The sequence below is a fragment of the Nocardia sp. NPDC050408 genome (genome assembly GCF_044458905.1).
Taxonomy (GTDB): domain Bacteria; phylum Actinomycetota; class Actinomycetes; order Mycobacteriales; family Mycobacteriaceae; genus Nocardia.
Genome location: NZ_JBITIL010000001.1, coordinates 12943 through 31296 on the forward strand (window position 1 = coordinate 12943; position 18354 = coordinate 31296).

Sequence of the window (18354 nt, forward strand, 5' to 3'; positions counted from 1 at the left end):
CCCGATGTGGATTTCCCAAGGGGTGCGGATCCCGCAACAGCGGATCAGTGGGCTGTGGTCAGGTCGTAGAGGGTGATGCCGTCGACTGTGGTCGCGGTGAAGTTCTCTTCCACCCACTTGCTGATCTCGCTGCTGGTGCCGGAGCGGCCGAATCCGGAACCGCCGTCCGCACCGCCGCGATTGCCACTGCCGATGAAGTAGTGGATCTTTCCATCGGCGACGTACTGTTTGAACTGATCCAGCGTCGGCGACGGATCGCTGCCGTTGAAGCCGCCGAGCGGCATGACCGGCAGTTCGGTGGCCAGCTGGAATCCGGCGGCGCTGTTGGCGCCGGTGGCGGCGGCTACCCAGGTGTAGTCGGAGCCATTGTTTTCCAGCAGTGCGATGACCTTCTCGCTCGGCCTGCTCGCGCCGAGCAGGCCACCGGCGGGGCCACCCATCATCGGATTGCCCGCTTCGTTGGTGCCCTGTTCTCTCCCCTGAGCGCCATTGCGGCCAGCGCCATTCGTATTGCGGCCGTCAGCATTTCGCCCACCGGGCATGCCGCCGCCGAAGCCGCCTTCGCCCCCCGGGCCCCCGTTGCTTTCGGCCCAGGGCGGAGGTCCGAACCCCCCGACATTCGGTCCCGCCGACGGGATCCCGCCCTCGTGTCCGGTCGAAATGGTTTGGGCGGAATATGCGACGGGTCCGGCCAATCCGGCGAATGTGGCGGCCAATGCCGCGACCAGCGCCACCTTCCGCGGTGCGGGCAGCAGCACCGTAATGGTCGCGAGCACACCCACCACCAGCACCGCCCAGCGCAACCACGGCACAAAGCCCGAGCTGCGCGACAGCAACATCCACGACGTCGCGGTGGTCAGGCCGACCGCAAGCCCCGCGAACAACCGGACCCACAGCCGATGCCGATCCCGCCACAGCTGCACCGCGCCGATACCGACCAATGCGGCGACCGCCGGAGCCAGCGCCACCGTGTAGTACTGGTGGAAGATGCCCGCCATGAAGCTGAAGGTCAGCCCGGTCACCAGCAGCCAGCCGCCCCACAGGATCAGCGCCGCGCGCCGTCCATCGGTGCGAGCAGCCTTGCCGCGCAATAGAATTCCCGCAACAAGCGCGACCAATGCGGCGGGGATGAGCCAGGCGATCTGACCGCCCTGCGCCGGTTCGAACATCCGGGTGATCCCGGTGTTGCCCCACATGCTGCGGCCACCGCCACCGCGCGGCATATCGCCACCACCACCGGGGAAGACGCTGCCGCGCTCGTTGCCGTTCAATCGGCCGAGACCGTTGTAGCCGAGGGTGAGTTCGACGATCGAATTGTGTTGCGACCCACCGATCCACGGCCGCGAAGAGGCGGGCCACAGTTCGACCGTGAGCAGCCACCAGCCCGCCGCGACGATCATCGACAAACCCGCCGCGAGCAGCTGCAGGATCCGCTTGCCGAGTTTGGGCGGACCGGCGAACAGATAGGTCAGCGCCAGTGTCGGCACAACCAGCAGCACCTGCAATTGCTTGGTGAGGAACCCGAATCCGATGAAGACACCGGTGAGCACCAACCAGCGGGTGCGTCCGTCCTCGACCGCCCTGGTCATCGCCCAGGCCGCCGCGATCATCAGGAATACCAGCAGCGCATCCGGGTTGTTGAACCGGAACATCAGTGCGGCCACGGGCGTCACCGCGAGCGTCAGTCCGGCGATGAGTCCGGCCGCCGGGCCGAAAGGTCTGCGCACCGTCGCCCACACCAGTGCCACCGAGGCGACGCCGAGCAGCACCTCCGGCACCAGGATGGTCCAGGAATTCAGTCCGAACGCCCGCACCGACAGTTCCATCAACCACAGCGAGGCCGGTGGTTTGTCGACAGTGATCGAGTTCGCCGCGTCCGAGGAACCGAAGAAGAAGGCCTTCCAGGACTTCGAACCCGCCTGTACCGCGGCGGAGTAGAAGGAATTCGCCCACCCGCTGGAACTGAGGTTGCACAGGTAGGCGATTCCGGTGCCGAGCAGCAGTACCGCCAATGCCGGGTATTCCCAGCGGATCTCGCGCTCGGAGCGCGATTGTGGCGGTACCGCTTTCGACGATGGCGTGAGCGTAGCGGTCACTGGTGTCCGCCCTCGGTGACCACCGTGCGGGTGGCTGTCGGGTTACGGAAGACCCAGCGCAGGCCGACGAATCGGATCAGCGTGGCAATGAGATTGGCAACCACGAGTACGAACAATTCCAGATGAACGGCGGCGTCGGGAGCCCAGCGGTGCAAGGCGAACAACGAGCCGCTGGTGACCAGTAAGCCGAAACCGAAGATCAGCAGACCTTGGAATTGGTGTGACACAACGCCATTCGATCCACGCACCCCGAAGGTGAAGGCGCGGTTGGCGGCGGTATTGCCGACCGCGGTGATCAGCAGCGCGACGAAGTTGGCGACCTGCGCGCCGGTCATGGGCTGCAACACCAGGTACAGCAGCATATAGGCGAGCGTCGAGATGACGCCGACTATCGCGAACCGCACCACCTGCCCGACCATCCCCAACGGCACCCCGGGCACCAGTGGTTCCCGTCCGACCGAGCGGCGCAGCTCGTCCAATGGCAGCGCGCCGGTCGTCAGTCCGCGCAGCAGCCGCCACACGCCGAGCAAATCCTTGCGCGCGGTATCGATGATGTCGACCCGGCTGTCCGGATCGTCGATCCAGTCGACCGGCACCTCGTGGATGCGCAACCCGGCCCGCTCGGCGAGCACCAGAAGTTCGGTGTCGAAGAACCATTCACCGTCTTGCACCAGCGGCAGCAGTCGCCGTGCCACATCGGTGCGCATCGCCTTGAAACCGCACTGCGCATCCGAAAAACGTGCCTGCAGCGAGGCTTTCAGGATCAGGTTGTAGCAGCGCGAGATGAATTCGCGCTTGGGTCCGCGCACGACTCGCGACGCCGCGTCGAGCCGGGTGCCGATGGCCAGATCGGAGTGTCCCGAGATCAGCGGAGCGACCAAGGGCAGCAGCGCATTGAGGTCGGTGGACAGATCTACGTCCATGTAGGCGACGACCTGGGCGTCGGAGTGCTCCCACACCGCGCGCAGCGCACGGCCGCGGCCCTTGGCGTCGAGGTGCACGACCCGCACGTCATCGAGTTCGTCCGCGAGCAGCTCGGCGACTTGCATGGTGTCATCGGTGCTCGCATTGTCGGCCACGGTGATCCGCGCCGGGAACGGGAACCCGTCGCGCAAGTAGGCGTGCAGCCGCCGCACGCAGACACCCAGGTCGGCTTCTTCGTTGTAGACGGGGATCACGACGTCCAGCACGGGCGTGATCACCGTTTCGGTCATTTCCGCCCGGTGCGCGGCGGTCGTCGATTCGGTCATGGTGACTACCCTCGCGAACCGCGCTGGACCCCAGCTGGGCCCTACCTGTGAGGTTCCTGGGGACCGTGGCTAGCGCATCCGCCGAATCCGCAACACGGTGTCGGTACGCAGTCCCGCCTGTCCCTCCGGTCCCGTTATTTCCCGCTCGACCGCATCCTTGGTCTGCACGTTCCAGTCCGCTCCGAGTGCCAGCCCGTCGAGCACCTCGTCCATCGTCGGAAAGTGCACGTCATGTCGGTCCTCGATAAACGAAGGCCACCCCGCGTGCCCCGCGATCAACAAAACCCCGCCGACCCCCACCGCCTCCGCGGCCCGCCGCAAAACCTTCGTCCGCTCGTCCTCCTGCGAGACCGGTGAATGAAAGAACTGCGCCGAGACCAAGCCGAATTCTCCGTCCGGAAATGATTGCGCCAGATCATGTTCGGCAAACGTGATGTGCTCGCCGACACCCGCCTCGTCGGCATGCGCCGCCGCCCGCAGCAGCGCTGTCGGGGAAACATCGACTGCGGTAACGCGCCATCCCAGCCCCGCAAGCCAAACAGCGTCCGCACCCTCACCGCACCCGAGGTCCAATGCCGTACCCGGCTCGAGCCCTGCGGCCTCACGTACCAACAACGGATTGGGCTTCCCGGTCCAAATCTGATCCCGGTCCTGATAGAACTCCTCCCAGAACTCCTGGGTGCCGGTTGCGGTGCCCTCGCTCATGCGTCGCTCTCCCATCGAAATCGCGTACTTCCGCTGTGTTCGCATGATCTATGCCGGGCCCGCGACAACGCCAACTTTCTTGCCGTTTCGGCAAGCACGTATACCGAGTTCGGCTACAGGGGTTGGTACGGTCGGATTTGTGATGCGCAGTGGGCGGGGAGTGGATGCGGGGACGCCCAAGCGGGTCGATGCTCGGACCGAGCGGTGGCGCGAGCATCGGGTGCAGGTTCGGGCGCAGTTCGTGGATGCGGCGTTTCGGGCGCTGGACAAGTTCGGACCCGAAGTGAGTATGGGGGATATCGCGAAGGAGGCCGGGGCGGCCAAGCCCAAGCTTTATCGGCACTTCGCGGATAAGACGGATCTGTACAACGCGATTGTCGATCGGGTTCGCGACATGCTGTGGGAGCGGATCGTTTCCAGTGCCGATTTGACGAATGATTCGGCGCGCGAGTTGATTCGGCGGGGCGCGGCCGAATATGTGCTCGTGGTATCCGAGCATCCCAATGTTTTCCGGTTCATGCTGCACAGCCACTTCACGCAGCGGGCCGATGAATCCGAGCGGGCGCTGCAGTCGGCTCGGCAATCGGCCAAGCGGGCCGCGGATCTGTTCGCCGGACTGCTCGCCGATAAGTCCGTCGAAGTATCCAGCGTCGAACTCGTCAACTATTCGGTATTCGGTGCGGTGGCCTCGGCCACCGACTGGTGGCTCGGCGCGAACCGGCTGCAGGCACACACCATGCCCAGCGAGAAATTCGTCGCCTACCTGGCGGAGATCATCTCCGCGCTGGCCGAGGCCAATGCGCGGCTCAACGGCATCCGCATCGATGCGGACCTACCGCTGCACCTCGCGTTCTCCAGCGACTGAGTTGTGGCACCGACCGCGAGCGCGCCATTAGCGGTCGGCTCTCGCATCCACTTCGAACCACATCGTTCTCGCCAACCGCATCGTCGAGGCCGACGGTGTTTGCGATGCCCACAGTATGCCCCCACCCACCGACAAGTTTTGGTACCCGTCGCGGCATTAGTAGCCGAAGTAGTTTTTGCCCGGCGCGGTCCGCTCGACGGTCTCGCGGAGCGTCATCGGCACGATCATGCTGTCGCCGGGATGGAGGTACACCCCACGCCAATCCGTCAGGAGTGGGACAGGCGCCAGAGCGGGGAGACCGGACCATGACCCGCGCCGAGATCGTAGGAGGCGGCTAGGCAGCGGTAGGTCCAGTCCTTGGCGAATTCGACGGCATCGGGAACCGAGTAACCGTTTGCGAGGGCGCATGCGATAGCCGCGGCCAAGGTGTCGCCGCCGCCGTGGTCGTTGCCGGTGGTGATTCGCGGGGCGGTGAATTCCAGGAAACGATCGCCGTCGAAAAGTAGATCGGTGCTCACCGCCGAGGAGCGCAGATGGCCGCCCTTGACGATCGCCCAATGCGCTCCGAGCTTGTGCAGCGCCTCCGCGGCCCGCCGTGCCGATGCATCGTCGATGACCTCGATTCCGGTGATCAGCCGCACCTCGTCGAGATTCGGTGTCACCACCGTGGCCAACGGAATCAGCGTGTGCCGCACCGCGTCCAGCGCCTCCTCGTGCAGCAGTGGATCGCCGTGCATGGATGCCGCGACCGGATCGACCACCAATGGCGTCCGATCCCGTCCGATCCCGACTTCCTGACACACCTGCGCGACCGACTCGATGATCGCGGTCGAGGCCAGCATTCCGGTCTTTGCCGCCCCGACCCCGATATCCCCGACCACCGCCCGCACCTGATCGGCCACGACCTGCGGCGGAATCTCGTGGAACCCGCTCACTCCGACCGAGTTCTGCACCGTCACCGCGGCCACCGCTACACACGCGTGCACCCCGCACAGGGCCATGGTTCGCGAATCGGCCTGGATGCCCGCGCCGCCGCCGGAGTCGGTCCCGGCGATAGTGAGGACGCGAACCGGGGTCTGCCCGTCGGGCACGAGCGGCAGGAATTTCACAACCCAGACCCTACTCAGCGTTGACCCAACCGGACGGCGCCATCTAAATGAAAACCATTATCATTAAAGTGTGATCACCTCATGGACCTCTGACCTGCTACCCGTCACCGTGCTCTCCGGCTTCCTCGGCGCGGGCAAGACGACCCTGCTCAATCACATCCTGGCCAATCGGGACGGTCGCCGCGTCGCGGTCATCGTCAACGACATGAGCGAGGTCAATATCGATGCCGCGCTCGTCGCCGGGCAGGGCCACCTCGACCGCACCGAGGAGAAGCTGGTCGAACTGACCAATGGCTGCATCTGCTGCACGCTGCGCGAGGATTTGATCGAGGCGGTCGGCAAGCTCGCCCGCGAGGGCCGCTTCGATCAACTGGTCATCGAATCCACCGGCATCTCCGAGCCGATGCCGGTCGCCGCGACCTTCGACTGGGAATTCGAGGACGGCTTCGAACTCGGCGATATCGCTCGCCTGGACACCATGGTCACCGTGGTGGACGCCTCCACCTTCCTCGCCGAAATCGCCCGCGGGCAGGCCCTCGCCGAGCGGAATCTCGAAGCGGACGAAGGCGATACGCGCACCATCGCCGACTTGCTTGTCGATCAGGTCGAATTCGCCGATGTCCTGCTGATCAATAAGACCGACCTGGTCAGCGCCAATGCCGCTGGAACCGTGGAAGCCACTGTGCGACGGCTCAATCCGCGCGCCCATGTGCTGCGCACCGAGAAGGGCGCGGTAGATCTCGCGGAGGTCCTCGCGACCGGCCGCTACAACCCCGTCGTCGCCGCCGAATCCGATGGCTGGGCCGAGGAGCTAGCGGGCGGCCATACGCCGGAAACCGAGGAATACGGCATTCGCAGCCTCACCTACACCGCCGAGCGACCCTTCCACCCCGAACGCCTCGCCGATGCTCTCGCCCAACTCCGAGGCTTGTTGCGCAGCAAGGGTTTCTGCTGGCTCGCCAGCCGCCCCGAACTCGCCGCCATCTGGTCCCAAGCCGGTCCGAATCTGACCTTCGAACCCGCCGCCTGGTGGTCCGCCCTGGAAGTTCCCGCGGGCCAGGAAATCGTCTTCATCGGCATCCAACTCGACACCACCCACATCCGCGCCCTCCTCGACGCCGCCCTCCTCACCGACGACGAACTCAGCGCGGGCCCCACCACCTGGACCACCTATCCCGACCCATTCCCGACCTGGGGCGCTCTGCATCAGCACTGACCTGGACCATCGATCACCGGTAGCCATGCAGGCAAACGTCGAGAGCGCCCCTCCACCTCCGCATTCTGGATTGCTAGTTGGAGATGCCGGGAGCCTGGTGAGTGTAGGTGGGGTCGGTGAGTTGGGTGAGCATGAAGGCGGCGATGTCGGCTCGGGCGATTTTGAGGGACAGGCCCTTGGCGTCGGCGGGAAAGCCTCGGCGGTAGGTGTCGGTGCGGAGGCCGTCGGTGAAGGCGCTCGGGCGGACGATGGTCCAGTCGAGGTTGCTGGCGCGGACGTATTCTTCCTGCTCGACGTGGTCGGCGTAGGCCTCGCGCAGCAGCATCCCGAACATCACGTACTTCCAGAGGAAGTTCAGGTTGCCGCGGCTGTCGCCGACGCCGAGGGTGGTCTGGCAGATCAGGCGTTTCACACCGGTCCGGTTCATCGCCTCGAGCACCGCGCGGGTGCCCTCGGCCCGGATGACGCCCTTGCGGCCCGCACCCAGCGAGATCAGCACCGCGTCCTGCCCGACCACGGCCCGCTCCACCGAATTCGTATCGAGCACATTGCCCTCGACAATGTGCAGGCGCTCATGCCGCTGTCGGACACTCGCCGCATCCCGAGTGAAGGCGGTGACCTCGTGCCCCTGTTCGAGCGCCTGCTCGACGACCAGCCGACCGACGGTGCTGGTGGCTCCGAAGACTGCGATTCGCATTGTGTTCTCCTGTGTTGATTTGCGGTGCTCCCGGGCCCTACGTGGTTACGCAGGCTGCCGCCTCCGGGCCTGACGCTCGCACCGCGGGTGTTGATTTGCGGTGCTCCCGGGCCCTACGTGGTTACGCAGGCTGCCGCCTCCGGGCCTGACGCTCGCACCGCGGGTGTTGAAAGCTGTTGAGCTGTTGGTGAATCCAGTACATCAACGGAGAACGAGACGAACCATGGCCGTGCGTCTCGGGACCATACGAGAGGGTCTACGCCGGAAACCGCGTAGCGGCTGGCGTCCGGAAGCGGGATGCCAGCCGTCGCGCAGCGTGCAGTCAGCCGAGCTTGGCGAAGAATTGCCGGATATCGGCGACGATCACCTGCGGTGCCTCATGTGCGGCGTAATGCCCGGCGGCATCGTTCGGGCCGCCTTGTGCGGAGCCGACGTCATAAGAATTCCAGCTGACGATGTTGCTGTGATCGCGCTCGGCGAACCGGCGGATCGACTGGAAATCGCCCTTGAACATCGCCAAGCCGGTCGGGACCGTGGTCGGCCCGCTCGGCTGCTGCGCGGTGCGCGCATTCTCGTAGTAGAACCGCAGCGACGACCCCGCCGTACCGGTCAGCCAGTAGATGGCCACATTGCCGATCACGAATTCCTCGTCGAGGCTCTCGCCGAACAACTGCGCGTTCCAGCCGAGCAACCCGACCGGCGAATCGGCCAGCGCGAACGCCAGCGTCTGCGGCTGCTGGCTGTGCAAGGTATTGAAGGCCATCTTGTTCTCGTGGAACCACTGCAGGTGCTGCAGCGCCGCCATATCGTCCTCGGACAGCCCGTCGAACTCCGCTGGATCGCCGGATGGGAACGAAAAGAGCTGCGTCACATGGACTCCGACGATGTGATCGGAATCCAGCCGCCCGATCTCCGGTGACACCATCGAGCCACCGTCGTTGCCGATGGCGCCGTAGCGCTCGTAGCCCAAGCGGCTCATCAGCTCCGCCCAAGCCGCGGCGGTGCGGACTGTGCCCCATCCGGTGCTGCGGGTCGGACCGGAGAATCCGAATCCCGGCAGCGATGGGATGACCAGGTGGAAGGCGGGATCGTCGGCCGATTCCGGTTCGGTCAGTGGCGCGATGACATCGAGGTATTCGAGCACCGAACCCGGCCAGCCGTGGGTGAGGATCACTGGCAGCGCATCCGGCCGGGAGGACCTGACGTGCAGGAAGTGGATATCTTCGCCATCGATCTCGGTGGTGAACTGCGGGTAGGAGTTCAGCTTCGCCTCCAGAGTGCGCCAGTCGAAGTGTTCCAGCCAGTACGCGGCGAGATTCCGCACCCGCTCGTTCGGAACGCCGTACGCGTCGCCGACGCCGGGCAACTCGTTCGGGTAGAGGGCTCGGGACAGCCGGTCGGTCAAGTCATCGAGCTGAGCCTGCGGAACGTCGATGGTGAAGGGCGTGATGGCGGTCATTTCGACTCCTTTTGAAACGGAATGCTTCGTTCTGTTCGAACAGTATCAGAACGGATCATTCCGTTTCAAGTGCTAATCTGAACCCATGCCGAAGACAACCGACGCCCCAGCTCAGAAGGGTCTGCCCGGCCGCAAGGCGCAGGCCGCCCGCAATGACGGGCTCATCCTCGCGGCGGCCCGCGCGATCTTCCTCGCCGATGCCAACGCCCCCATTGCCGCCGTGGCCGAGCGCGCGGGAGTGGGGATCAGCGCCCTCTATCGCCGCTATCCGAGCAAGGAGGTGCTGCTGCGTACCCTCTGCCACGAGGGCCTGCGCCGCTACAACGCCGAAGCCGACGCCGCACTGGAGGATTCGGATGGCTGGCGTGGTCTGGTCGGATTCCTGGAGCGGGTAGTCGACGCGGATGTGCACTCACTGACCGTGCATCTGGCAGGCACGTTCACGCCGGACGATTCGATGCTGCCGGACCTCACGCATTCGGGTGAAGTCACCGAGGAACTAGTGCGGCGCGCACACGCCTCCGGGCGGCTGCACGCGGATGCCAATGCCAACGACCTCGGTCTCGTCCTGGACGCCTGCGCGGCAATTGCCATGCCGGACCAAGTCCGAACTGCGGAACTGCGCAGGCGAGTGCTCGCCATGCTGATCGCAGGGCTCTCGGGAAAAGGTGAACTGCCGGGTCCGCCGCCCGAGTCGGGAGAATTCGCATGGCGCTGGAAACCGCGCAAGTAAGCCGATGAGTTCGGTCATCGCGTGCGGTCCGCACAGTGATCGGTGCGAGTCCCAGGCCTGTGCCCGACCCGCTCGACAATGTCGGGTTCTGCCTCTAACCGATCCGGGCGGCAATGGCTGGGCCGCACAACATATTTCGACGATTCTGGTTCCCGAGAGCTATGCCATGCTCGTGACCGAGACATCAGTCGCGCTCGTTGCCGGTGGACGTCCAGGCTGCGTCGGGCCGTGCGAGGGGTTGGATCGCGCGGCCGTCCACCCAGGCGGTCCAGCCGTTGTTGCAAGCGATATGCGCCCAGTCCCCGGCGCGGCCCAGGATCTGGAGTTCGACGCCGGGATCGATGCTGGTGAGCGGGCCGAGACTCGGATCGGGCGCGGCCCATGCGTCCAATCCGCCGTCGGGTACCAGGTGGGTCGGATACCAGGGGGCGGCGAGGGGTTCGATGGCGCGGCCGTCGACCCATCCGGTCCAGCCGTTGTTGCAGGCGATATGCGCCCAGTCGCCGGAGCGCTCGAGGATCTGGAGTTCGACGCGCGGGTCGATGCGGGCGACGGGCGTCCGGGTCGAGTCGGGAGTGACCCATGCGGGCATGCCGTTGTCGGGTACCTGATGGGTCGGATGAAATGCCGGTGTGCCGCCGCGCTCGACCACCGGCACGACTTCCGTGGGTATGGCGGAGGCGTCTAATGCCGGTATGCCACCGGCGAACGGCTTGACCACGGCGGGATCCAGCACATCGCGCACCAGACGGAGCGCGACTTCCGTTGTGGTCTCGAACAATTCGGCACGTGGGTTGCGCGCCGTCAGCTCGCGCCAGCATGCGAACCGGGTCGAGAACGTGGAACGGAACACCGTGAAATCGGCGAGTGCGTCCTGTTTCCTTGCCGCACCTGTCATTACGGCGATTCTTCCGGTCGTCAACAGTTGGCCGAACGACCGTGCCACCGCGGTCCCGGCGTCGGTGAATCGGTAGCTACCGAGCGCCGCCAGTCGAACAAGGCCCAGCGAGGCCAGCCGTGCCAGTCCCTCCGGCATCCGACCGGCCGCCGCCGCGAGTGATACCGGCGTGGCGCCCTGGGCGGCGGACAAGGCCCAACGGGTGTCGCCGGCGGCGAGCCCCTTGGCGAGTTGCTCCTCCAGTTCGAGCGCCCGCAGCTCGAGCGGTCCGGGTGCGACGTTTCGCCGCGGGACCCCGGCCAGGCGGCCCTCTTGTGCCGCATCGGCGGCGGCGAGCAGTGCGGCGAATGCGATGAGATCGAGGTCGATCGGCGGTGATGCGAATCCGGGGCCGTATGAGGTGAGATCGAGTAGTTGGTCGATCAGCATGGTGGCCTGGGTGAGCGTTGGCACGACGGTGAAATCGAAGCCGTCGTCGCCGCTCCCGGCCTGCATGACGAAGGTGTCGTGTTCGTCCCCGCGCAGCACCAGTGCCGCTGTCCAGTCGTCCTGCCCGACGTGGTTGGCGGTGATGGCGGTGGTGTGGGCGGGATCGGCAGCGATCCGCAGTGCTTCCTTCGCGGGTCCGGTGAGTCGGCCGTCCGCTTCGAGCAGCCCGGTGTCCCGCAGCGCCGCCACCGGGTCGTCCGGCGAGGTCGTCAGCGGCAGGGCGGACCGCGGTCCCGGCTTCAGCCCAGCGATGGACAAGGCCGCGGCGAGTTGGTCCGCGGCCAGTCGGAAGCGCATCAACATCGTCGACTCCTTCCCGCGCCCTGACCGCTGCGCGAAAGCGGCTCGGTGGGCGTGCGTACCGCACCGTCCTGGATGCGCCGGATGCCGCGGCGACCGAAGAAGCCCGGGCACGGGCCGTCGCGCACATCCGTCTGTAGCCGCGACGCGCGGTCGCTCCAGGCCGGCAGCGGCGCGACCGGCACCAGGCCGAGCAGGGCGCAAAATTCAGCAAGACCCGGACCGCGAACCATTGCGCGAGTGGTATCGGTCGCCGGGCCCGGTGTCCGCGGTGCGCGGCTTGCCGCCGGGTGTCCAGTCATCAGAGTTTTCGGGTCGACCGAAATCACATTCATGGTTTCACATGCGGCGATTGCTCAGCAACAGGCCAACCGGTGGTCTCGACCCGCGAAGTTCGGACCGTGTTTTCCGCTTTGATCCGGAATGGCGCGCAACTCGATCCGACTGCCAGGCGTCCGGCTGGTGCGGCAATTTTCTATCGCGCAGTTTGGAGCCGAGCTAGCTAGCGCGGTCCCAGGAACAGCGTTTGGGTGCTTCGGCCGAGCGGGCCCTTTTCATCGAAGAGTGCCGACTCCGCCAAGCCGATGCCGTGCGGTTGGGGATAGGTCGCGGCATCCAGGCAGACCCATTCACCGACCGGCTGTCGGTGCAGGGTGACCGTGAGATCGGTATTGATGAACAAGTACTGGTTCCAGTCCAGCACCCGGCTGACACCGTTGCCCGAATCCGCCGCGGCGAGGGTGCGTTCCAGCGGACTCGGCGTGGCACCGGCGACGATCGGATATTTCAGCCGGATCCAGCAGATTGCCGGGCCGGGATCTTCGAAAGATCCGGAGACGAAGCGGTAGTCGATACCGGTGTGAAAACCGATGGACTGGGTCGACGGAAAGTGGGACGGCACCGCCTGATCCGGGCCGGGGCGCACACCGGTCGGCAGAAACTGCTCCGGCAGTTCGAGCTCCGGCTCCGCGAGTTTGAATCGCCAGGCATTCGCTCGCATGACCGGTCCGCGATCGGTGGACAGGATCGCCTCGATCAGCTCCACACTGCGTCCGGGGCGGGCCACCCGGGTGGTCACCGTCAGCGGCTCCAAGGGAACCGGGCCGAGGATTTCCACCGCGACCCGCCCGATCTGGAATCCGGCCCGCGGCTCACAGCGCTCGATCGCGTGCCCGAGCAGCGCCGATGGCGGTCCGGCGTGCTGTGCGTCGGGTGACCACGGACCGCGGGTCAGTTCGGTCGAGACGAACCGATTCGGGTTCGCCGGATCTGGGGTGTAGAAGGCGTCGGCCACGTCGTTGTCCCGTTCCGCTGGGTTGTTCGTACGGTTAACGATTCTGCTACGACGCTACTCTGCGGCGATCAGCCGCCCGCTATGTCCGGCCGAAGGCGAGGGCGACATTGTGGCCGCCGAAGCCGAACGAGTTGTTGAGCGCGAAATCGATGCGCTGCACGCGGGGCGCGCCCGCCACGATATCGAGGTCGATCTCCAGGTCCCGATTGTCGAGATTCAATGTGGGCGGGACGATTTGGTCGCGCAGCGTCAGCATGGTGAGGATCGATTCGAGCGCACCGACCGCCCCGATCGAATGGCCGAGCGCGGATTTGGGTGCGTAGACCGATGCCTCCGGCGTGACCGCGGTGATGGCATTGGCTTCCGACGCGTCGCCGATCGAGGTGGATGTCGCGTGCGCATTGACGTGCTGAATATCCGAAACCTGCAGTCCGGCAGTGCATATCGCCTTGCGCATCGCGCGCGCCGCACCGATGCCCTCCGGTTCCGACGCGACGATGTGATAGGCGTCCGAGGTGATCCCAGCGCCCAGCACCCGGCCGTGAATCTGTGCCCCGCGCGCACGCGCATGCCGCTCGGACTCCAGTACCAGAAGTGCCCCCGCCTCACCGAAGACGAACCCGTCACGATCCCGATCGAATGGCCGTGATGCCCGCTCCGGTTCGTCATTGCGTGTGCTCATCGCCCGCATCATGGCGAAACTCGCGATCGGCACCGCATCGATATGCCCCTCGACGCCACCGGCCACCACGACATCCGCCTCGCCTGTGGTGATCAGCCGCCAGGCGTGTGCGATCGCCTCCGAACCGGAGGAGCAGGCCGATACCGGCGCGAAAACCCCTGCCTTGGCACCGATTTCGAGTCCAACGGTCGCCGCCGGACCATTCGGCATCACCATCGGCACCGACATCGGCGACACCTTGCGGTAGCCGCCGTCGCGCATCGAATCGACCGCATTGATCAGCGCATCACCGCCGCCCAGACCGGTGCCGATGACGACCGCGAGCCGCTCGCCCTCGACCTCGGGTGTGCCCGCATTGCGCCAGACCTGGCGGCCGAGCACCAGGGCCATCTGCTCGACATAGGAGTGACGGCGCTGTTCGACGCGAGTGAGCTGATCACCCGGCCGTGACTTCAACTTGCCGCCGATGCGGACCGGCAGATCGTATTCGGCCACGAAATCGTCCGCGAGCATGCCGATACCACTGCGCCCGGCGAGCAGTCCGGACCAGGTCGCGTCGATGTCATCGGCGAGCGATGTGGTCGCGGCGACCGCGGTGACCACGACGGCCGGGCGAGTTTCTGAAGCGATTGTTACAGTCACGGTGTCATGAATACCTGTACCAATCGCTACAGTCAACCCATGGCCCGCCCACTCGACCACGCGAAACGCGCCGACCTGCTGGCCGGTGTCGTCGAATACATCGCCGCCCACGGTCTCGGTGACCTGTCGCTGCGCCCGCTCGCCGCGGAACTCGGCACCAGTTCGCGGATGCTGATCCACTACTTCAATACCAAGGAAGAACTGCTGGTCCAGGCGCTCACCACGCAGCGCCCGGATATCGCCGCGGTCTTCGCGGGGGTGTCCGATGCGGCTTCGCTGCGCGCGCGGCTCGGTGAATTCTGTGCGGTGAATATCGCCGGCGAGGCCACGACGAGTGTGCGGGTGCTGCTGCAGGTGCTCGGGGCCGCGTGTGTGCCGGGGAGTCCCTATGGTGAATACGCGAATGCCGCGATCGCGACCTTCATCGGGTCGCTGGCCGATGCGCTGCGTCGAATCGAATCCATCGATGATCCGGAAGCTGTTGCCACGCTCTTGGTTTCGGGTCTGCGCGGCATAATTCAGGATCGGTTGATCACCGGCGATGTCGAGCGCACCAATCGCGCTGCGCGCATGCTGATCGACCAAACCATCCGCTAGGCACCATATTCGGCCGATCGTTGCCTTGGTAGACCTGTCGGTGCAACCCTCGAACCAAATAAAAAACCCTGTGTCGAAGGTGCGGTCGACACAGGGTTTCTCGATGAGACGCGTCAGGCGAGGGCGATCGCGGCGCAGAGTGCGGCGACGGCGATGAACTGCAGCCCCACCCGGCCGTTGATCACACTGTTCCACTTATCCTGCAGTGCGCGGGCATTCGCCGGAATGACACCGGAGTGCGCGGCGGCGGTCTGCTGGGTGTTCACCGGCTTCGCGACCCGAACGTAGATCCCGAGCCAGGTCACCAGCGCCACGACGGCGATGCCCGCCGCAATCGCTGCCGCCGTGTGGCCGCCGATCGCCGCGAGAGCCGTTGTCGCGACCGCGGTCACGACACCGCTGATGCCGACGATCGGCATCCGGCGATCACCGTAGTAGTGACCCCAGCCCGCCGACATGGTCACGGTCTGGTCGTCCAGCTTGTCGTACACCGACCGCGTGATCAGTGCGAAGCAGGCGTCGGTGCCGTAGACGACGGCGTTCGCGAGGACCGAGACGATGGCGACGACCTGGATGAGTGTGGTGATCATGAGCTTTTCCGTTCTCTGCTTGTAGCGTTGTTATGGAATCTAGCAACGCTAGAAGTTGTAGTCAACCCGCATCGGAATTCCGTGCGTCGCTGAACCATCCGGCTCGGTAGCTTGTTGTTAGCGGAGATGTCGACGGAATCTGGAATCGGCGAGCAGAGGGTCCTTGGCGGCTACCGCGCGCAGCGCCTGGCAGTTGATTGCGCGATCGGGTGCTGCTCGCCATCGGCGGCACCGTGGTGATGCCGTCCATACTCTCGCTGATCCGCGATATCGTCACCGACGCCAGGAATCCGCACTCGCCATCGGCATTTGGGGCCGCGGTCGCCGGTGCGACGCGAGTCCCGAGCCGACCATCTAACCCGTTGTCGCCCTGGTCCTCTCGACCTGCGGACTCGGTGATGGTCCGGCGCTCATCGCCGCCGTGGCGGTGCTGGTCTCGCCGGTGCGGCCGAAAGGTGCCGGACAGGCGGGCGAGACTGCCGAGTATGGTTGGTGCCCAAAGGATTTCGGGGCAGGGGAGTCACTGACTCCAGCCGTTTTCGAGCAGTTCGAACAACTCGCGGAACGCACTCGCCGGATCTTCCCTGGTGCTCGCCACTTTGCCGGTTTCCAGCGCGAAGTGGGCGAGTCCCGCGGCCGCGAGATCGCCCTCTGGTGCGCCGGTCGCCTCGGCGATCGCGGCCGCCAATGCGGATTCGTGCCGCAGCAGCATCTGGTGCGCGTACTCGCGCAGCGCGGGCGTGGAGTCTACGAGGCGGTGGAAGGCCACGATTCCGGGATCGTCGTTGCGCGCGGTGCGGGTGCGCATCAGATAGTCGCGCAGCCCGTGGATGACCGATTGTCCGGCGGGCCGGTCGCGGACGGCTGCCACCAGGTCGGCCTCGACATCCGCGTCCAGGTCGAAGACCAGTGATTCCTTGCTGGGGAAATGCTTGAACAGGGTGCTCAGCGATACATCCGCAGCCTCGGCGACCTCTCGGACGCCGACATTGTCGTAGCCGCGTTCGGTGAACAGCTTTGTCGCGGCATCGGCCAGTGCCTGCCGCGTCTGCGCCTTCTTGCGCTCCCTGCGCCCGATCGTCGCGGTCATGCCGCAACTCTACCCGATTAGGCTATCGGCACCAAAGTCGGAGCAGTTGTACTTTTGTAGTGACTATGATTTTCTGGGTCGGTCGGCGGCCCGAAGCTGCCGAGACTCGAAGGAGGCGAGCGGCCATGTCCGCAGAAATGACCGAGACGAAGAGCGCGCGAGAGATCCGATTGGTACTGGCCGGGGTGTTGCTGGCGATGCTGCTGGCAATGTTGGACAACGCGATCGTCGGCACCGCGATGCCGACGATCGTGCGCGAATTGGGCGGACTGTCCCACGTGGCCTGGGTGGTAACCGCCTACACTCTGCTGTCGGCGATCTCGACGCCGGTGTGGGCGAAACTCGGCGATCTCTACAGCCGAAAAACCGTATTCCTCAGTGCGATTGGCGTGTTCCTGATCGGTTCGGTACTGGCGGGCGCGTCCTGGTCGATGCCCGCGCTCATCGGATTCCGCGCATTGCAGGGGCTCGGCGCGGGCGGTATCGCCGTAACCGCATTCGCCGTCATCGGCGCGCTGGTCCCGCCGCGTGAACGCGGAAAGTACCAGGGCATGACCGCGACCACGATGGCCGTCGGCACCATCGGCGGACCGCTGCTCGGCGGTGTGATTACCGAGGGACTCGACTGGCGCTGGGCCTTCTACATCAATATCCCGCTGGGCCTGGTGGCCTTCGCTTGGTCGTGGTGGCGGCTCGAACTGCCTGTCGTGCGCAGGAAGGTGAGCATCGACTACGCGGGTATTCTCGCGCTGACGACGGCGATCGCCGCACTGGTACTGATCGCGACCTGGGGCGGTGTCGACTACGCGTGGCTCTCGGTGCAGCTCGTCGGGCTGGCCATGCTCGCGGTGGCCGCCTTGGCCGCATTCCTGGTGATCGAACGCCGGGCCGTCGACGCGGTGATACCGCTGAGGATCTTCCGTACCCGCAATCTCACCCTGGCCGCGCTTACGGCCCTGGTCGGCGGCGTGGTCATGTTCGGATCGGTGCTGTATCTGCCGCTGTTCCAGCAGACGGTGCAGGGCGCCTCGGCCGCGAACTCCGGACTGCTCCTGCTGCCGATGATGATGCCGCTGCTGGTGGTCTCCCAGATCGTCGGGAAGCGGATGACCGCGACCGGCAAGTACAAGATCTTCTTCATCCTCGGCGGGCTGTTCCTCACTGCGGGCGCGATACTGCTGGCCACCATCGACGCCGAAACAGGTCGGCTGGCAACGGGTTTCGCCATGGCGCTGATGGGCACCGGACTCGGGTTCTCGATGCAGCTGTCCACCGCCGTCGCGCAGAACAGTGTGGAGATGGCGAATATCGGTGCGGCATCCGGTGCGGTCACACTGTTCCGCACGCTTGGCGGGTCAATCGGTGTCGCGGCTTTCGGATCCCTGTTCACCAGGGCGCTACAGGGCCATGTGCCCACCGAGGGACACGACTACCTCGCGGCCTTCGCCACCGGCACCGGACATGTCTTCCTGGCCGCCGCCGCCATCTGCGCACTCGGCTTCCTGATCGCCTGGTTCATCGAAGAAGTTCCATTGCGCGGCAAGGCTCCCGATCCGGTTGCCATCGACAAGTCCGAAAGCAAGGCCGCTGCCTGAAATTGCCCCGCGCCTGCCCGCTGGGATCGGGCAGGCGCGGTGTCGTT

General features: G+C 65.7%; 16 protein-coding genes. 5 read left to right on the forward strand and 11 right to left on the reverse strand.

Translation table 11 applies throughout. The features are described from left to right. Positions 1–44 precede the first annotated feature (44 nt). The 3 genes from ACIBJI_RS00060 to ACIBJI_RS00070 form a co-directional block, all read right to left on the reverse strand. Positions 45–2096, reverse strand: coding sequence for an ArnT family glycosyltransferase (locus tag ACIBJI_RS00060; protein ID WP_396958220.1), 2052 nt, complete (start codon positions 2094–2096; stop codon positions 45–47). Beyond that, on the reverse strand, positions 2093–3346 hold the full coding sequence (locus ACIBJI_RS00065; RefSeq protein WP_364353806.1) for a bifunctional glycosyltransferase family 2/GtrA family protein: 1254 nt from the start codon (positions 3344–3346) through the stop codon (positions 2093–2095). Before ACIBJI_RS00065 ends, ACIBJI_RS00060 begins: the two co-directional genes overlap by 4 nt. A 69-nt stretch (positions 3347–3415) precedes the next feature. Further along, positions 3416–4051, reverse strand: a complete 636-nt coding sequence (locus tag ACIBJI_RS00070) for a class I SAM-dependent methyltransferase (RefSeq protein WP_397082542.1) — start codon at positions 4049–4051, stop codon at positions 3416–3418. A gap of 142 nt (positions 4052–4193) precedes the next feature. Here ACIBJI_RS00070 and ACIBJI_RS00075 point away from each other — a divergent pair, with 142 nt between their 5' ends. Then, positions 4194–4916: a TetR/AcrR family transcriptional regulator gene (locus ACIBJI_RS00075; protein WP_397083023.1), complete on the forward strand. Its 723-nt coding sequence runs from the start codon at positions 4194–4196 to the stop codon at positions 4914–4916. A gap of 266 nt (positions 4917–5182) precedes the next feature. Here the strand turns inward: ACIBJI_RS00075 and thiD are convergent, their stop codons facing one another. Beyond that, a complete protein-coding gene (thiD, locus tag ACIBJI_RS00080; RefSeq protein WP_364353800.1) occupies positions 5183–6025 on the reverse strand; it encodes a bifunctional hydroxymethylpyrimidine kinase/phosphomethylpyrimidine kinase in 843 nt (280 codons plus the stop codon). Positions 6026–6095: 70 nt separating this feature from the next. On the opposite strand from thiD, the gene ACIBJI_RS00085 reads away from it, so the two are divergent. Then, positions 6096–7241, forward strand: a complete 1146-nt coding sequence (locus ACIBJI_RS00085; protein WP_397082545.1) for a GTP-binding protein — start codon at positions 6096–6098, stop codon at positions 7239–7241. 73 nt (positions 7242–7314) lie between these two features. Here the strand turns inward: ACIBJI_RS00085 and ACIBJI_RS00090 are convergent, their stop codons facing one another. Beyond that, positions 7315–7938 (reverse strand): SDR family oxidoreductase, encoded by a 624-nt coding sequence (locus ACIBJI_RS00090; protein ID WP_364353794.1) that lies wholly within the window; start codon positions 7936–7938, stop codon positions 7315–7317. Positions 7939–8260: 322 nt separating this feature from the next. Next, positions 8261–9397, reverse strand: coding sequence for an epoxide hydrolase family protein (locus tag ACIBJI_RS00095; RefSeq protein WP_397082547.1), 1137 nt, complete (start codon positions 9395–9397; stop codon positions 8261–8263). A gap of 85 nt (positions 9398–9482) precedes the next feature. Here ACIBJI_RS00095 and ACIBJI_RS00100 point away from each other — a divergent pair, with 85 nt between their 5' ends. Continuing rightward, positions 9483–10130 (forward strand): TetR/AcrR family transcriptional regulator, encoded by a 648-nt coding sequence (locus tag ACIBJI_RS00100; protein WP_397082549.1) that lies wholly within the window; start codon positions 9483–9485, stop codon positions 10128–10130. A 184-nt stretch (positions 10131–10314) separates the two neighbouring features. On the opposite strand, the gene ACIBJI_RS00105 is transcribed toward ACIBJI_RS00100, so the two are convergent. The 3 genes from ACIBJI_RS00105 to ACIBJI_RS00115 form a co-directional block, all read right to left on the reverse strand. Further along, on the reverse strand, positions 10315–11820 hold the full coding sequence (locus ACIBJI_RS00105; protein ID WP_397082551.1) for an SH3 domain-containing protein: 1506 nt from the start codon (positions 11818–11820) through the stop codon (positions 10315–10317). A gap of 499 nt (positions 11821–12319) precedes the next feature. Next, positions 12320–13111, reverse strand: coding sequence for a thioesterase family protein (locus ACIBJI_RS00110; RefSeq protein ID WP_364353779.1), 792 nt, complete (start codon positions 13109–13111; stop codon positions 12320–12322). A gap of 79 nt (positions 13112–13190) precedes the next feature. Beyond that, positions 13191–14435 carry a KasA/KasB family beta-ketoacyl-ACP synthase gene (locus ACIBJI_RS00115; protein ID WP_364353776.1) on the reverse strand — a complete coding sequence of 415 codons (1245 nt, stop codon included), beginning with the start codon at positions 14433–14435 and terminating at the stop codon, positions 13191–13193. 39 nt (positions 14436–14474) lie between these two features. Here ACIBJI_RS00115 and ACIBJI_RS00120 point away from each other — a divergent pair, with 39 nt between their 5' ends. Next, positions 14475–15032: a helix-turn-helix domain-containing protein gene (locus ACIBJI_RS00120; protein ID WP_364353773.1), complete on the forward strand. Its 558-nt coding sequence runs from the start codon at positions 14475–14477 to the stop codon at positions 15030–15032. A 113-nt stretch (positions 15033–15145) separates the two neighbouring features. On the opposite strand, the gene ACIBJI_RS00125 is transcribed toward ACIBJI_RS00120, so the two are convergent. Both ACIBJI_RS00125 and ACIBJI_RS00130 read right to left on the reverse strand, forming a co-directional pair. Continuing rightward, entirely contained in the window at positions 15146–15622 is a 477-nt protein-coding gene (locus ACIBJI_RS00125; RefSeq protein WP_364353770.1) for a DUF1772 domain-containing protein, read from the reverse strand. Between the two features lie 520 nt (positions 15623–16142). Next, positions 16143–16712, reverse strand: a complete 570-nt coding sequence (locus ACIBJI_RS00130) for a helix-turn-helix domain-containing protein (RefSeq protein WP_364353767.1) — start codon at positions 16710–16712, stop codon at positions 16143–16145. A 125-nt stretch (positions 16713–16837) separates the two neighbouring features. Between ACIBJI_RS00130 and ACIBJI_RS00135 the strand changes: the two genes are divergently transcribed. Then, positions 16838–18307, forward strand: a complete 1470-nt coding sequence (locus ACIBJI_RS00135) for an MDR family MFS transporter (protein WP_364353763.1) — start codon at positions 16838–16840, stop codon at positions 18305–18307. Positions 18308–18354 lie beyond the last annotated feature (47 nt).

Bases quoted from the DNA above. Each gene is read 5' to 3' on its own strand.
- ACIBJI_RS00065 (WP_364353806.1), bottom strand. From the start codon at position 3,346: ATGACCGAATCGACGACCGCCGCGCACCGGGCGGAAATGACCGAAACG.
- ACIBJI_RS00070 (WP_397082542.1), bottom strand. From the start codon at position 4,051: ATGAGCGAGGGCACCGCAACCGGCACCCAGGAGTTCTGGGAGGAGTTC.
- ACIBJI_RS00075 (WP_397083023.1), top strand. From the start codon at position 4,194: ATGCGCAGTGGGCGGGGAGTGGATGCGGGGACGCCCAAGCGGGTCGAT.
- ACIBJI_RS00090 (WP_364353794.1), bottom strand. From the start codon at position 7,938: ATGCGAATCGCAGTCTTCGGAGCCACCAGCACCGTCGGTCGGCTGGTC.
- ACIBJI_RS00095 (WP_397082547.1), bottom strand. From the start codon at position 9,397: ATGACCGCCATCACGCCCTTCACCATCGACGTTCCGCAGGCTCAGCTC.
- ACIBJI_RS00100 (WP_397082549.1), top strand. From the start codon at position 9,483: ATGCCGAAGACAACCGACGCCCCAGCTCAGAAGGGTCTGCCCGGCCGC.
- ACIBJI_RS00105 (WP_397082551.1), bottom strand. From the start codon at position 11,820: ATGTTGATGCGCTTCCGACTGGCCGCGGACCAACTCGCCGCGGCCTTG.
- ACIBJI_RS00120 (WP_364353773.1), top strand. From the start codon at position 14,475: ATGGCCCGCCCACTCGACCACGCGAAACGCGCCGACCTGCTGGCCGGT.
- ACIBJI_RS00125 (WP_364353770.1), bottom strand. From the start codon at position 15,622: ATGATCACCACACTCATCCAGGTCGTCGCCATCGTCTCGGTCCTCGCG.
- ACIBJI_RS00130 (WP_364353767.1), bottom strand. From the start codon at position 16,712: ATGACCGCGACGATCGGGCGCAGGGAGCGCAAGAAGGCGCAGACGCGG.
- ACIBJI_RS00135 (WP_364353763.1), top strand. From the start codon at position 16,838: ATGTCCGCAGAAATGACCGAGACGAAGAGCGCGCGAGAGATCCGATTG.